The sequence below is a fragment of the Micromonospora sp. LOL_025 genome (assembly GCF_048060285.1).
Taxonomy (GTDB): Bacteria; Actinomycetota; Actinomycetes; order Mycobacteriales; family Micromonosporaceae; genus Micromonospora.
The window spans coordinates 1-14,741 of sequence record NZ_JBHMIR010000025.1 but is presented as its reverse complement, the minus strand read 5'-3'; the positions used below and the strand labels follow the sequence as shown (position 1 = coordinate 14,741).

The window sequence follows — 14,741 nt, the reverse complement described above, 5'->3', positions numbered from 1 at the left end:
CCAGGCATCCCCTCTGCCGGGCGACGCGGGAGCCGTCCATGCTGAAGATCTACTTTTCCGCCGAGGACATCCTCCGGACCCGGGTGGCTCCGGCGGCGGATCCGGTGTGGGAGCTGGTTCTCAGCCTGCACCTGCTGCCCGGCCGTGGCCGGGAACCGCTGCTGGCGGGCTGGCGGAACAGTGTGACCCGCGGGCTGCGTGAGGACGGCGACTCGGCGGGGCTGCGGCTTTTGCTGTCACTCAACCCGCCCCGCGGCTACTTCCCCGACTTCCTCACCCCGTACGACAGCGTGTCGGGGTTCGACGCCGGCATGGACGCGGTCCGCAGCACCCCCGTGGCGCTGCTGCAACGCGACCTGGCGCTGCTCGCCCCCGGCGGTGCCCCACCGGCCGGCGCCGGGGCGCTGGCCCGGGGGGAGCCGGACACGCTGCGCGGCCTGACGGGCGCGATGGAGCGGTACCGCGGCCTGGCCATCGACCCGTACTGGCCCCGGATCCAGGCGGCGGTGGAGGCCGACCGCACCCGGCGGGCGCGGGCGCTGCTCGACGGCGGGGTGGAGGGGCTGCTGGCCAGCCTCCGGCCCGCCATGCGCTGGGAGTCGGGGGTGCTGGAGATCCGCGACTACCCGCACAGCCGGGAGCTGCACCTGGGCGGGCGCGGGCTGCTGCTGGTGCCGTCGTTCTTCTGCGCGGCCACGCCGGTCGCCCTGCTCGACCCGGCGCTGCCCCCGGTCCTGGTCTACCCGGTGGACCGGCTCGGCGGCCTGCTGCCGGCCCCCGGCGAGGGCGGCGGCCCCGGCGCGCCGGATCCCGGGCGGGAGGCCCTGGCCGCGCTGCTCGGTCGTACCCGGGCGGCCGTGCTGGCGGCCAGCGACGACGGCTGCACCACCGGCGAGGTGGCCCGCCGGCTGAACATCTCGGCCGCCGCCGCGAGCCAGCACACCACCGTGCTGCGCAACGCCGGGCTCCTGGTCAGCCAGCGCGACCGCAACACCGTCCTGCACACCCTGACCCCGTTGGGCCGGGCGATGCTCAACTCCTGAGCGCGCCGGCGCCCGCCGGCTGGGGCGGTGCCGGCGCCCGCCCGGGTGGCGGTGCCGGCTGCCCGCCCCGGGCGGCGTCAGAGGGCCAGCGCGGCGCTGGCGGTGGTGCCCGGGGGCGGGGGGAGCAGCAGGGAGGCGACGCCCTCGGCCGCCAGGGCGGTGCGGAGGCGTTGCAGGTCGGCGCCGAAGCGGACCAGGTCGGGCGGGCCGGCCGGGGTGGCCGGGGAGCCGAGCACCAGCGTCGTCGCCTCCGCCGGCCAGCCGGGCACCCGGGAGGTCAGCCCGCGGGCCTCCTCGTCGGCGACCAGGCTGAAGACCGTGCCGGGCGCGACCACGCCCGCGACGGTGCCGATCGCCCGGAGTACGGCCGCCGGATCGGGCGGGGTCGGGTTGGGGCCGTCCGGCAGGGTGGCGGCGGCGGCCAGCCCGGCGGCCCTCGCCTCGGCGGTGCCCAGGGAGAAGAGGTCCATCGACGCGTCCCGGACGAGCGCCGACGCGCCGACGCCGTCGTCGGGTCGGGGCGCGGTGAGGTAGCCGCGCACCACCGCCACCGGCATCTGGTCGCACTTGCCCTTGATCAGCTCGCCCGCGCCGGCCAGCTCGTCCACCACCGCCATCTGGGTGAGCTGGAGCTCGTTGCCGTACGGGTCGACCTCGCCCCGGTGGTCGCGGATCGCGTCCATCCCGGCGACGCCGAGTGCCACGTCGGTGAGCCCGTTGCGCCAGGGCCGGCCCATCGTGTCGCTGACGATCACCGCGACGTCCACGCCGTGGCGTTCGCGCAGGGCGGCGCGCAGCGCCCGGGCCGAGGCGTCCGGGTCCTCGGGGAGCAGCACCAGTCGGGTCTTGTCGACGTTCGAGGCGTCGATGCCGGCCGAGGCCATCACGAAGCCGTGGTGGGTCTGCACGATCCGGGTCGCGCCCCGGGTGGCCACCACCCGCGCCGTCTCGGCGGCCAGCACCTCGTCCCGCGCGGCGAGCCGCTCGGGCCCGTCCGCCGGGACGTCGACGAGGCGCCCCTCCGCCTTCGAGACGATCTTGCTGGTGACCACCAGCACGTCGCCGTCGCGCAGCCAGGGCGCGGCGGTGGCGATCAGGGCCGCCAGGTCGTCGCCCTCGGACACGTGGCCGATGCCCGGCACCGGCAGGATCTCCAGCCTCACGTCAGCTCCAGCGTGGCGCGGACCATGGCCGCCGTCGCCGCCTCGTCGGTCATCCGCAGCGGTGCCGCGCGGACCGTCACCTCCGGCACCACCGTGCCGGCGTCCTCCTCGGCGACCAGCCAGCCGTCGAGCAGCCCGCCGGCCGACCGGCCGCCGTAGAGCCGGCCCACGCCGGCCGCGCTGCACTCCACCCCCAGCACCGCCAGGCAGCGGTCGGCCATGCCGCGCACCGGCGCGCCGCCGATGATCGGCGACACGCCGACCACCGGTGCGGGGCCGTCGGCGACCGCCTCGCGCAGCCCGGGCACGGCCAGGACCGGGGCGACGCTCACCACCGGGTTGCTCGGCGCGATCAGTACCACGTCGGCTGCGGCGATCGCCTCCGTCACGCCGGGCGCCGGCCTGGCGGCCTCCGCCCCGACGAAGACGAACCGGTGGGTGGGGACGTCGCCGCGGTGGCGCACCCACCACTCCTGGAAGTGGATCGCCCGCTGGCCGCCGTCGAGCTCCACCACCACGTGCGTCTCCAGCCGGTCGTCCGTCGCCGGCAGCACGCGTACGCCGGGCTGCCAGCGGGCGGCGAGCGCCTCGGTGACCGCGTGCAGCGGGTAGCCGGCGTTGACCATCGTGGTCCGCACGAGGTGGGTGGCGATGTCCTTGTCGCCGAGCCCGAACCAGGTCGGCTCGGCGCCGTACGCGGCCAGTTCCTGCTTGACCGTCCAGCTCTCGCCGACGCGCCCCCAGCCCCGCTCGGGATCGGCGCCGCCACCCAGCGTGTACATCACGCTGTCCAGGTCGGGGCAGACCTTGAGCCCGTGCAGGAGCAGGTCGTCACCGACGTTGACCACGGCGGTCACCTCGGCGCCGACCTCGCGGGCGTACGCCCGTACGCCGACCAGGAAACGAGCGCCCCCGATGCCACCCGTCAGAACCACGATGCGCATGCCGCCCATCCTCGCGCACGGGCCGCCTCCGGTCCGCCCGTGGGCCGGGAGACTAGGCTCACGTCGGCAACTGTCCGCATTCGCCCCGAGGGGGATCCCGTGACCAGCCCCGCCGAGCCCGCGTCCACCGACGCGACGCAGGCCAGCCAACTGACCAAGCCGCTGCGTGAACTCGCCGCGTTCGTGCTCCTCGGCGCGAACGCCGTGTTCCTCTTCGTCGGCCTGATCCGGCTGGTGACGCCGACCGACTACAGCACGTTCGGCGGTCGGGCGGGCAGCGCCTTCTTCGCCTTCGTCGGCGTGGAGTCGGTGTTCCTGCCGCTGCTGGCCGTGCTGCTCGCCACGCACGTGAAGCCCCCGGTGCCGAAGGCGAAGCTGATCACCCAGGTCGCCCTGGGTGAGTACGCCGTCAGCGCGCTCTTCGGCGGGCTGACCTTCCTCTTCTGGACGGTCGACCGGCTGGCCGAGGGCGAGATCCTCGACGCCTTCCTGGGCCTGCTGAGCCGCGTGGCGTGGCTGGCGCTGTTCGCCGTCGCCGCGTACGTCGTGTTCAAGGTCTGGCGCACCCTCTACCACGTGCCGAAGCCGAAGCCGCAGCCCGGCGTGTACGGCCAGCCGCAGCCCGGCTGGCCCCAGCAGCAGGGCGGCTACCCCGTCCCGGGTCAGCAGGTCCCCGGCCAGCAGGTTCCGGGCCAGCAGGTTCCGGGCCAGCAGGTTCCCGGCCAGCAGGGTGGCTGGCAGGCGCCGGGCCCCTACGGCGCCCCGTACGGTCAGCAGCCCGCGCCGTACGCCGGCGGCCCGCAGCCGGGCTCGCCGTTCGCCCCGGCGCCGCAGTCGGCGCCCCCGGCTCCGCACTCCGCGCCCCCGGCTCCGCACTCCGCGCCCCCGGCTCCGCACTCCGCGCCCCCGTTCGGCCAGCCGCAGGGCGCCCCGCCGTTCGGTCAGCCGCCCTCGGCCGACCCCACCCAGGCGATCCCGCGCCAGTCCGCCGAGCCGGCGGAGCCCACCCAGGCGATCCCGCGTCCGGCCGGTGACGAGACCGACCGCACCCAGCACATCAACCCCGGCGACAGCCCCGACGCCCCGCGCTGACCGAGACGCCGCCCCACCCGAGCGCCCCGCACGGCACCCGTGCGGGGCGCTCCCCGTCCCACCCCACCCGCTCGTCGCGTCCGTCGTCGCGGTGACCGAGAGGTTCGGCCCGCAGAAGGCGCTCCGCAGGACGAAAACCCTTTGATCGCCGCGACGACCGGCGGGGTGCGCTTGTTCACGCCGGCCGGGTTCACGGGACGGGGCGGATGAGCGCTTAGGCTGGGCGGATGGTTGATCGCACCGTGCCCGGCCCGACCGACGCGAGCGTGCGGCGGGCACTGCACCGGGCCGCGAGCGGGCGGGCGCTCGACGTCGACGAGGCCGCCGCGCTGCTGGCCGCCCGGGGCGGGGCGCTGGACGAGCTGCTCGACGTGGCCGGCGCCGTCCGCGACGCCGGCCTGCGCGAGGCCGGGCGGCCGGGCGTGGTCACGTACTCGAAGAAGGTCTTCATCCCCCTCACCCGGCTGTGCCGCGACCGGTGCCACTACTGCACCTTCGCGACCGTGCCGCACCGGCTGCCGGCGGCCTTCCTCGACCGGGACGAGGTCCTCGCCATCGCCCGGGCGGGCGCGGCCCAGGGCTGCAAGGAGGCCCTGTTCACGCTCGGCGACCGGCCGGAGGAACGCTGGCCGGCGGCCCGGCAGTGGCTGGACGAGCGCGGCTACGACTCCACGCTCGACTACCTGCGCGCCTGCGCGGTGGCGGTGCTGGAGGAGACCGGACTGCTGCCGCACCTCAACCCGGGCGTGCTCTCCTGGTCGGAGTTGCAGCGGCTCAAGCCGGTCGCGCCCAGCATGGGGATGATGCTGGAGACCACGGCGACGCGGCTCTGGTCGGAGCCGGGCGGTCCGCACTTCGGCTCCCCGGACAAGGAGCCCGCGGTACGGCTGCGGGTGCTCGACGACGCGGGCCGGGTCGGCGTGCCCTTCACCACCGGCATCCTGATCGGCATCGGCGAGACCCCTGCCGAGCGGGTCGACGCGATCTTCGCGATCCGTCGGGCGCACCGCGAGTACGGCCACCTCCAGGAGGTGATCGTGCAGAACTTCCGCGCGAAGCCGGACACGGCGATGCGCGGGATGCCGGACGCGGAGCTGCACGACCTGGCCGCCACGGTGGCGGTGGCCCGGGTGCTGCTCGGGCCGAAGGCCCGGATCCAGGCCCCGCCGAACCTCATCGCGGGCGAGTACGACCTGCTGCTGCGCGCCGGCATCGACGACTGGGGCGGGGTCTCCCCGCTGACCCCGGACCACGTCAACCCGGAGCGCCCCTGGCCGCAGATCGACGAGCTGGCCCGGCACACGGAGAAGTCCGGCTTCACCCTGCGCGAGCGGCTGACGATCTACCCCGAGTACGTGCGGGCCGGCGACCCGTGGCTGGATCCGCGCCTGCTGCCGCACGTCGGCGCGCTGGCAGACCCGGCGACGGGGCTGGCCGTCGAGGAGGCCCGACCGGTGGGCCGCCCCTGGCAGGAGCCCGACGAGACGTACGGCGGCCGGACCGACCTGCACGCCACCATCGACACCACCGGGCGGACCGGCGACCGGCGCGGCGACTTCGACCACGTCTACGGCGACTGGTCGGAGGTGGCGGGCAAGATCACCGTCGGGGGCGGGGCAGGAACCGACGGCGACCTGCGGGCGGGGCTGCGGCTGGCGGCCGACGATCCGGCCGCGCTGCTCGAGCCGCGGCACGCCGACGCGGCGCTGGCGCTGTTCGCCGCCGACGGGCCGGCGCTCGACGAGCTGTGCCGGCTCGCCGACGACGTCCGCCGGGCGGCGGTCGGCGACGACGTGACGTACGTGGTCAATCGCAACATCAACTTCAGCAACGTCTGCTACGTCGGCTGCCGGTTCTGCGCCTTCGCGCAGCGGGAGCGCGACGCCGACGCGTACCGGCTCTCGGTGGACCAGGTCGCCGACCGGGCCGAGGAGGCGTGGGCGGCCGGCGCCAGCGAGGTCTGCCTCCAGGGCGGGATCGACCCGAAGCTGCCGGTGACCGTCTACGCCGACCTGGTGCGGGCGATCAAGGCGCGGGTGCCGGGGATGCACGTGCACGCGTTCTCGCCGATGGAGATCGTCACCGCCGCCGCCAAGGCCGGCGTGTCCGTGCGGGAGTGGCTGACCGGGCTCCGTGAGGCCGGGCTGGACACCATCCCGGGCACCGCCGCGGAGATCCTCGACGACGACGTGCGCTGGGTGCTCACCAAGGGCAAACTGCCGGCCGCCGCCTGGGTCGACGTGGTCGGCACGGCCCACGAGCTGGGCATCCGGTCCAGCTCCACGATGATGTACGGCCACGTGGACCACCCGGCGCAGTGGCTCGCGCACTTCCGGGTGCTGGCCGGGTTGCAGGACCGTACGGGCGGGTTCACCGAGTTCGTGGCGCTGCCGTTCGTGCACACGAACGCGCCGATCTACCTGGCCGGCATCGCCCGCCCGGGGCCGACGTGGCGGGAGAACCGGGTGGTGCACGCGATGGCCCGGCTGCTGCTGCACGGTCGGATCGACAACATCCAGTGCTCGTGGGTGAAGCTCGGCGACGAGGGCACGGCGGCGATGCTCCGGGGCGGCTGCAACGACCTGGGCGGCACGCTGATGGAGGAGACGATCTCCCGGATGGCCGGTTCCGGCAACGGCTCGGCGCGCACGGAGGAGCAGTTGATCGCGATCGCGACGGCCGCCGGACGACCGGCCCGCAAACGCACGACCGCGTACGGCAGCCCCCGTCCCTAGCGTCGACGGGTGACGTGACCGTCCACAACAGACGCCGTGCTCCACGCCGCCGGTCGGCCGGGCGCGTCGGTCGTGTCCGTACCGCCTGGTGGGACGAGCGCCGGCCGGTCTCCAGGATTTCTGTCGCAAGTGGAGGGACGGCCGGATCCGTCCGGCCCAGCAGCGTGTCGGCGGCCCGCCACGATCCGGGGAATGCGGTCGCACCGCCGCGCTCCGTCCACATCGTGGGCTGAGCGCGGCCGGCGTCTCGGGCTCGACGGGCGGTCCGCGCCAACTCGGGTTAACCTGTGCCCCACCAAGATCAACGAATCGTGGTGGGTGACTTCCGAGGGTCCTCATCGGCCTTCCCCGTCGGGTCGGCGGGGAGGCGCCACGGGAGAAAACTCGGGCAACTCGCCGGAGAGGGCGTTACTCGGCCGGGGTCTGAATCGATAGGGCAGGTTGCGAGGCCGGGTGGTCGGGTGGCCGTCCGGAGTGTTGTCGGGAGGGCGACTCCATTATCAAGTTCGGCTTGACGGCGCACGCATTACACGCGTGTAATTTGAATGGGGTTGTTCGCGCGGAACGCAACAAATCGGGACCGTACGGACAAGCACGCCTTCCGCGTGGGGGGTTGCAGCGGCGATGACGCCGGTGCGCGACAAGGAGGCATCTGATGGACGGCCAGCTTGAGGTGGCCGACCTGCTCGGAAACGCGCCGGAGTGGCAGGAGCGGGCGCTTTGCTCCCAGACCGATCCGGAGGCGTTCTTTCCCGAGAAGGGCGGCTCGACCCGCGAGGCGAAGCGGATCTGCTCGCGCTGCGAGGTGAAGACTGAATGCCTCGAATACGCTCTTGGTCACGACGAGCGATTCGGGATCTGGGGCGGGCTCTCGGAGCGGGAGCGGCGCAAGCTCAAGCGGCGGGTCGCCTGAGCGTTGCCGGGCCGGGGCGGTGGGGGCCGCCCGGCTCAGGCCAACTCGTCGGGGTCCACCCCGAGCAGATTGGCCACCTGTTCGATGATCACGTCGTGCACGAGATCCGCGAGGTCCTCGCGGTCCATCGCACGGAACTCCAACGGCCGGCGGTAGAGCACGATCCGCGGGGGCACCTCCTGCCGGCCGGGGCGACCCGGCAGCAGCCGGGCGAGCGGCACCTCGCCGTCCTCCAGCACGTCGGAGTCGTAGACGTTGAGGTCCGGCGGGACGTCCTCCACGGCGAACTCGACCCCGGCCAGCTCCTTGGCGAACCGCCGTTCGAGGGTCTCGACCGTGTCCAGCACCAGGTCGTCGAAGATCTCCGCCTTCGTACGCGCCAACGGCACCGTCGCCGGCACCAGCCGCCCGCGCAGGCCGCGCCCGTGCCGGTCGCGGTGGGCGCGCCGGCCGGGGCCGGGGCGGCGGTGTTCCGGGCTCGTCATGAGGAAAGGTTAGCGCCCGCACCGACCTGGCCTGCGGCAGCGCCACTGGCGCGGCGCGGCGCGGTCGGCATCTGCGCGAGGTCCTCGCCCGCCAGGCCGGCCGGCCGGTGAGCAACCGGCCGAATTGTGATCACCGTGACGGGCGTGTCGCAACGCGAAGCAGTGCGCCGGACCCGGTAATGGAGATACCCTGCCGCCGTGAGGTCACCACGGCGCTGCTCCCGTAACGGCTGCCCCCGGCAAGCGGTCGCCACGCTGACCTATGTCTACAACGAGTCGACAGCGGTGGTCGGCCCCCTGGCGGCCTTCGCCGAGCCGCACACGTACGACCTCTGTGAACCGCACGCCCGGAGCCTGACGGCGCCGCGCGGCTGGGACGTGGTCCGGCACGAGGGCGAGTTCGAGCCCCCGCCGCCCACCACCGACGATCTGGTCGCCCTGGCCGAGGCCGTCCGCGAGGCCGCCCGCCCGGTGGCCCCGCGCCCGCCCGAGGACGACCAGACCACCAACTCGACTCCCCAGACGGGCCGCCGGGGTCACCTGCGCGTCATCCCCCCGAACCACTGACCCGCGCCCGCACGGGCCTCCCGCCCGCACGGGCCTCCCGGCCGCGCGGTAGCCGGCCTGCCGCCGCAACACTCCATTCGCGCGCTGTCGAGCTGCCCCGTCCATGCGACCAGGTGTGGGGCCCCGCCTGGACACTTCCGGGCCCTTTCCGGACCCTCTCGGCACGCCTGAGATGGGCGGAACATGTCTCGCCCCGACACGCCGGCAGACCGCAGACACCAGCACGAAGCGTGGCTACCGTGCGCCACAGCGTGACAGGGCGGCGGGGTGCGTGAGAGGTGCTGGCGCCTCCGGTGCAGCGGGCGAGCGGAGCGGAGGGCTGGCGGGTGAACGAGGCACTGCGGGTGGCGATGGCCGAGAAGGGGGAGACCGCCGAGTCGCTGGCGGAGAAGGTGGGCGTCGACCCGAAGACGGCGGGACGGTGGCTGGCGGCGGGCCGGATCCCGCACCCCAGGACCCGGCTCGCCGTCGCCGAGGTCCTCGGGCGTGACGCCGCCGAGCTGTGGCCCGAGCCGTTCCGCCGCCGCGACCTGCCGTGGTTCCGGCCGTGGGCCGAGCTGGAGCAGGACGCCGTCACGATCAGGTCGTACCAGCCGCTGCTCGTGCCGGGCCTGCTCCAAACCGAGGGGTACGCCCGCGCGGTGCTGGCGACCGGCGGCCTGCTGCCGGCGGTCGAGGTCGACGAGATCGTGGGGGGCCGGCTGGCCCGGCAGGCGATCCTGGCCCGGGACGCCCCGCCCCAGCTCGTCGCCGTGATCGACGAGGTGGTGCTGCGCCGGCGGGTGGGGGACGAGGCGGTGATGGCCGGGCAGTTGGCCCACCTGCTGGCGGTCGCCGCGCAGGAGCACGTGCAGATCCGGGTGATCCCCGCCGAGGCGCCGTGGCACACCGGCCTCGCCGGGCCGTTCGTGCTGATCCGACTGCCCGACGGCGCCGAGACGGCCTATCTGGACAACCAGCTGCGCGGTCAGGTCGTGACCGAGAGTGCCGACATTGCTAGCCTGGGCGCGAGATGGGAGAGCGTCGCCGGCGAGGCGCTGCCGCGACGCCAGTCGATCGAGCTGATCGGGGAAGTGGCGACGACATGGACATGACCGACGCCCGCTGGCGCACCGCGACCCGCAGCAGCAACAACGGCGGCGACTGCGTCGAGGTGGCCGACAACCTGCCCGGTCGCGTGCTCGTGCGGGACAGCAAGGACCGCGCCGGGGGCGTGCTCACCTTCGCACCGGACGCCTGGCGGGCGTTCGTCGGGTCCGCCGGCCGGCACGGGCGCGCCGGCTGATCGGGCGGGACGGTCGGCGCGGCCCACGGGGCCGGCACCGGCGCCTCAGGCGTACGCCTGCGCACGCCGCGTGAGGCGGGCGGACGCCGCGGTGGCGAGACCGGGCCCGGTCGCCGCGACGATCCGCATCGCCCCGCGACGGTCCGCGCCACCCCCGCGACGTTCCGCGCCACCCCCGGCGTGGAGCGGAATGTGGTCGCGCCTTTGCCCTTCGCGCACGCTGACCCGCCGTCCGCCGTCGCCGTCGGGCCATGCCAAGATCTGTCGTTCACCGCACCTGACGTCCCGTCGGCGCGCCACTCCCGCCTGCCCGCCGACGATGACCTCGAGGAGTCGTCACATGCGATCTCCCCTCCGGCCCCTCACCCGGCGTGGGCTGTTGACCGGCGCCCTCGGCTCGGCGGCACTGCTGGCCGCGGGCGGTTCGCTGGCCGGCTGCGGCACCAGGGGCGCCGCCCAGACGGAGGCCGGCTGCGTCAGCGAGGACCTGTCCGGCACCGAGAAGACGCTGACGTTCTCCAACTGGCCGCAGTACATGGACGTGGACGACGCCGACTCCGCCAAGCGGCCGACCCTCGACGCCTTCGTCGCCGAGAGCGGCATCCAGGTCGCCTACACCGAGGACGTCAACGACAACAACGAGTTCTTCGGCAAGGTGCAGCACCAGCTCGCGGGGTGCCAGCCGACCGGGCGGGACATCATGGTCCTCACCGACTGGATGGCGGCCCGGATGATCCGGCTCGGCTGGATCCAGAAGCTGGACAGGTCGAAGCTGCCCAACGTCGAGGCCAACCTGCTGCCCTCGCTGCGCGGCCGGTCCTTCGACGCGGAGGACCAGCTCGCCATCCCGTGGCAGTCCGGCCTGGCCGGCCTCGCCTACAACGGCAGGGTGACCAGGGAGATCCGGACGGTCGACGAGCTGCTCACCCGGCCTGACCTCAAGGGCAAGGTCACCGCGCTGGCCGAGATGCGGGACACCATGGGCCTGCTGCTCCAGTCGAACGGCCACGACCCGGCGAACTTCACCGCCGCCCAGTTCGACGACGCGCTCGCCAAGCTGAAGAGGGCCGTCGACTCCGGCCAGATCCGCAGGTTCACCGGCAACGACTACGCGCCGGACCTCGCCAAGGGCGACATCGCCGCCTGCATCTGCTGGTCCGGCGACGCCATCCAGCTCGGCTTCGACGACGACAGGATCAGGTTCGTGGTGCCCGAGTCCGGGGTGATGATCTGGTCGGACAACGTGGTGGTGCCGAACAGGGCCACCCACAAGGGCAACGCCGAGCGACTCATCGACCACTACTACCAGCCGGCGGTCGCCGCCCGGCTCGCCGCCTTCGTCAACTACATCTGCCCCGTCCGGGGCGCCCAGGCCGAGATGGAGAAGATCGACCCGGCGCTGGCCGCCAACCCGTTGATCTTCCCCGATGACGCCATGCTCGCCAGGTCGAAGGTCTTCATGGCGCTGGACGAGAAGCAGGAACGCGAGTACGAGAGCAAGTTCCAGCAGGTCATCGGAGCGTGAGCGGGATGGGTACGACGACTGCGGGACGCGGGACCCCGGCCGGCGACCTGCGGCTGGCGAACCTCACCAAGCGGTTCGGCGTCGTCACCGCGGTGGACGACCTCAGCCTGACCGTCCCGCAGGGCTCCTTCTTCGCCCTGCTCGGCCCGTCCGGCTGCGGCAAGACCACCACGCTGCGGATGATCGCCGGCCTGGAGGAGCCGACCGGCGGGCAGGTGCTGCTGGGCGAACGGGACGTCACCCGGCTGCGCCCGTACAAGCGGCCGGTGAACACCGTCTTCCAGAGCTACGCGCTCTTCCCGCACCTGGACGTCTTCGAGAACGTGGCGTTCGGCCTGCGCCGGCGCGGCATCCGTTCCGTCGACGACGAGGTCATGGGCATGCTCGCGCTGGTGCAGCTCGACGACCACGGCCACCGCCTGCCCGCCCAACTCTCCGGCGGGCAGCAGCAGCGGGTCGCGCTGGCCCGTGCCCTGGTCAACCGCCCGCAGGTGCTGCTGCTCGACGAGCCGCTCGGCGCGCTGGACCTGACGCTGCGCCGGCGCATGCAGATCGAACTCAAGCGGATCCAGACCGAGGTCGGCATCACGTTCGTGCACGTCACCCACGACCAGGAGGAGGCCATGACGATGGCCGACACCGTCGCGGTGATGAACGCCGGGCGGATCGAGCAGCTCGGCGCCCCCGCCGACCTCTACGAGTACCCGGCCACGGCGTTCGTGGCGAACTTCCTCGGCCAGTCCAACCTGCTCGCCGGCGAGGCGGCCGGCGCGGGCGGGGACGAGGTCGCGGTGTCGGCCCACGGCCGTCGCTTCTCGGTGCCCGCCGGCCGGGCCCGGGTCGACCGGGGACCGGTCCACCTGGGCGTACGCCCGGAGAAGCTGCACCTGGCCGACTCCGTCGACCAGGTCCCCGCCGGGTGCCAGCACGTCACCGGCATCGTCACCGACGCCTCCTACGTGGGGGTGAGCACGCAGTACCTGCTGCGCACCGGCTGGGGCGGTGAGCTGACGGCCTTCGTGGCCAACAGCGGCACGGCCCGTCCGCTGCCGGTGGGCGCGGAGGCGGTGGCGTACTGGGACCCGCGGCACGCCTTCCTGCTGCCCCGGGAAGCCGGCGGGCAGGACCGGAGCGCGCCGGCGCGGGACGAGCCGGTCGGCGCGCCATCGTGAGCGCCCCGGCCCGGCTGCCCACCGGACCCGGGGAGCCGGCGCCGCCCGCGCCGCCCCGCCGGCCCCGGCTACTGCCGTACCTGCTGCTGCTGCCCGCGGCGGCGTGGCTGGTGCTCTTCTTCGTGGTGCCGCTGCTCCAGCTCGCCGCCGCCAGCCTCTACGACCCCGCCGGCTCGCTCGCCACCGGATACGCGATGACGTGGGCGTTCGGCAACTACCCTGACGCGCTCGCCGCGTACTGGCCGCAGTTCGGGCGGTCCTTCGGCTACGCCGGGGCCGCGCTGGTGCTGGCGCTGCTGGCCGGCTACCCGCTGGCGTACGCCATCGCCCAGAAGGCCGGCCGGTGGAAGAACCTGCTGCTGGTCTGCGTGGTCGCGCCGATGTTCACCAGCTTCCTGGTGCGTACGCTGGCGTGGAAGACCATCCTGTCGGACAACGGCTGGCTCGTCGGGCTGCTGCGCGACGTGCACCTGCTCGCCCCCGACGGCCGGCTGCTGGCCACCCCCGTCGCGGTGGTGCTCGGCCTGACGTACAACTTCCTGCCCTTCCTGGTGCTGCCGCTCTACGCGAGCCTGGAGCGGCTGGACCCCCGGCTGCTGGAGGCGGCCGGCGACCTCTACGCCGGCCCGTGGCGGACCTTCCGCCGGGTCACGCTGCCGCTGTCCATGCCCGGCCTGGTCGCCGGCACGCTGCTGTTCTTCATCCCGGCCAGCGGCGACTACATCAACGCCGAACTGCTCGGCACCCCCAACGAGTACATGATCGGCAACGTCATCGACTCGGCGTTCCTGGTCCGGCTGGACTACCCGCAGGGCGCGGCGCTGTCGTTCCTGCTGATGGCGGCCATCCTCGCGGTGGTCTTCGGCTACCTGCGCCGGACCGGCCCGGAGGAGGTGCTCTGACCGGTGGGACACCGTTTCGGACGCTGGCTGGCCGACCGCTGGGTGACGGGCGTGGCGCTGCTGGTGCTCGGCTACCTCCTCCTGCCGGTCGCCGTGGTCGCCGCGCTCTCCTTCAACCGCCCCTCCAGCCGCCTCTCGTACGACTTCAACGAGTTCACCCTCGACAACTGGCGCAACCCCTGCGCCACCTCCGACATGTGCGACGCGGTGGTGCGCAGCGTGCAGATCGGCTTCGTCTCGACCGTGGTCGCCACGGTGCTCGGCACCCTGATGGCGTTCGCGCTGGCACGGCACCGGTTCCGTGGCCGCTCCGGGATCAACGTGCTGATCTTCCTGCCGATGGCCACCCCCGAACTGGTGATGGGCACCTCGCTGCTGGCCCTCTTCGTCTCCGCCGGGGTGCCGCAGGGCTTCTGGACGGTCGTCGTCGCGCACGTCATGTTCTGCCTGTCGTTCGTGGTGGTCACCGTCAGGGCGCGGCTGGCCGGGATGGACTCCCGGCTGGAGGAGGCCGCCATGGACCTCTACGCGAGCGAGTGGCAGACCTTCCGGCGGATCACCCTGCCGCTGGCGCTGCCCGGCATCGTGGCCGCCGCGCTGCTCGCGTTCTCGCTCTCCTTCGACGACTTCATCGTCACGAACTTCAACGCCGGCACCACCGTCACGTTCCCCATGTACGTCTGGGGCGCCGCCCAGCGGGGCATCCCGCCCCAGGTCAACGTCATTGGCACCGCGATGTTCGTGCTGGCGCTCCTACTGACCCTGACCACCACCCTGCAAACCCGCCGCAAGAACCAACCCACGTAACCTCCACCCCCGCGCCCTGCCCGGCCCGCCCGTTACCTTTTGATCGTCCCCAGCCGGGGACCCTCGGTCGCCCGGCCCGGTATGACTGCCTGCCCCTGTCGTTTGGAT

The 14,741-nt window shown here is 73.7% G+C and carries 14 protein-coding genes; 11 read left to right on the top strand and 3 right to left on the bottom strand.

Annotated features, from left to right (window positions below; genetic code table 11):
* Positions 1-38 precede the first annotated feature (38 nt).
* The gene (locus tag ACFHW0_RS24545; RefSeq protein ID WP_416611179.1) at positions 39-1,043 is read left to right on the top strand and encodes an ArsR/SmtB family transcription factor; all 1,005 of its coding nucleotides are present in this window, start codon (positions 39-41) and stop codon (positions 1,041-1,043) included.
* A gap of 77 nt (positions 1,044-1,120) precedes the next feature.
* Here ACFHW0_RS24545 and ACFHW0_RS24540 read toward each other — a convergent pair whose 3' ends face one another.
* Both ACFHW0_RS24540 and cofD read right to left on the bottom strand, forming a co-directional pair.
* The gene (locus tag ACFHW0_RS24540; RefSeq protein WP_416611177.1) at positions 1,121-2,206 is read right to left on the bottom strand and encodes a coenzyme F420-0:L-glutamate ligase; all 1,086 of its coding nucleotides are present in this window, start codon (positions 2,204-2,206) and stop codon (positions 1,121-1,123) included.
* A complete protein-coding gene (gene cofD, locus ACFHW0_RS24535; RefSeq protein ID WP_416611175.1) occupies positions 2,203-3,150 on the bottom strand; it encodes a 2-phospho-L-lactate transferase in 948 nt (315 codons plus the stop codon). Before cofD ends, ACFHW0_RS24540 begins: the two co-directional genes overlap by 4 nt.
* Before the next feature lie 99 nt (positions 3,151-3,249).
* On the opposite strand from cofD, the gene ACFHW0_RS24530 reads away from it, so the two are divergent.
* The 3 genes from ACFHW0_RS24530 (at position 3,250) to ACFHW0_RS24520 (ending at position 7,890) form a co-directional block, all read left to right on the top strand.
* Positions 3,250-4,242 (top strand): hypothetical protein, encoded by a 993-nt coding sequence (locus ACFHW0_RS24530; RefSeq protein ID WP_416611173.1) that lies wholly within the window; start codon positions 3,250-3,252, stop codon positions 4,240-4,242.
* Positions 4,243-4,469: 227 nt separating this feature from the next.
* Entirely contained in the window at positions 4,470-6,977 is a 2,508-nt protein-coding gene (locus ACFHW0_RS24525; RefSeq protein ID WP_416611171.1) for a bifunctional FO biosynthesis protein CofGH, read from the top strand.
* Between the two features lie 655 nt (positions 6,978-7,632).
* Positions 7,633-7,890 carry a WhiB family transcriptional regulator gene (locus ACFHW0_RS24520; protein ID WP_088980572.1) on the top strand — a complete coding sequence of 86 codons (258 nt, stop codon included), beginning with the start codon at positions 7,633-7,635 and terminating at the stop codon, positions 7,888-7,890.
* 35 nt (positions 7,891-7,925) lie between these two features.
* Here the strand turns inward: ACFHW0_RS24520 and ACFHW0_RS24515 are convergent, their stop codons facing one another.
* On the bottom strand, positions 7,926-8,375 hold the full coding sequence (locus tag ACFHW0_RS24515) for a metallopeptidase family protein (protein WP_089001916.1): 450 nt from the start codon (positions 8,373-8,375) through the stop codon (positions 7,926-7,928).
* A gap of 198 nt (positions 8,376-8,573) precedes the next feature.
* On the opposite strand from ACFHW0_RS24515, the gene ACFHW0_RS24510 reads away from it, so the two are divergent.
* From ACFHW0_RS24510 to ACFHW0_RS24480, 7 genes are all read left to right on the top strand, one after another.
* The gene (locus ACFHW0_RS24510) at positions 8,574-8,942 is read left to right on the top strand and encodes a DUF3499 domain-containing protein (RefSeq protein WP_416611168.1); all 369 of its coding nucleotides are present in this window, start codon (positions 8,574-8,576) and stop codon (positions 8,940-8,942) included.
* Positions 8,943-9,268: 326 nt separating this feature from the next.
* Entirely contained in the window at positions 9,269-10,036 is a 768-nt protein-coding gene (locus ACFHW0_RS24505) for a helix-turn-helix domain-containing protein (RefSeq protein WP_416611279.1), read from the top strand.
* On the top strand, positions 10,027-10,227 hold the full coding sequence (locus ACFHW0_RS24500) for a DUF397 domain-containing protein (RefSeq protein ID WP_132233542.1): 201 nt from the start codon (positions 10,027-10,029) through the stop codon (positions 10,225-10,227). The genes ACFHW0_RS24505 and ACFHW0_RS24500 overlap by 10 nt, the downstream gene beginning before the upstream one ends.
* A 340-nt stretch (positions 10,228-10,567) precedes the next feature.
* Positions 10,568-11,752 carry a polyamine ABC transporter substrate-binding protein gene (locus tag ACFHW0_RS24495; protein WP_416611165.1) on the top strand — a complete coding sequence of 395 codons (1,185 nt, stop codon included), beginning with the start codon at positions 10,568-10,570 and terminating at the stop codon, positions 11,750-11,752.
* 5 nt (positions 11,753-11,757) lie between these two features.
* A complete protein-coding gene (locus ACFHW0_RS24490; protein ID WP_416611163.1) occupies positions 11,758-12,924 on the top strand; it encodes an ABC transporter ATP-binding protein in 1,167 nt (388 codons plus the stop codon).
* A complete protein-coding gene (locus ACFHW0_RS24485) occupies positions 12,921-13,826 on the top strand; it encodes an ABC transporter permease (RefSeq protein ID WP_416611161.1) in 906 nt (301 codons plus the stop codon). Before ACFHW0_RS24490 ends, ACFHW0_RS24485 begins: the two co-directional genes overlap by 4 nt.
* Before the next feature lie 3 nt (positions 13,827-13,829).
* Positions 13,830-14,633 (top strand): ABC transporter permease, encoded by an 804-nt coding sequence (locus ACFHW0_RS24480; RefSeq protein ID WP_416611159.1) that lies wholly within the window; start codon positions 13,830-13,832, stop codon positions 14,631-14,633.
* The last annotated feature ends 108 nt before the right edge of the window (positions 14,634-14,741 follow it).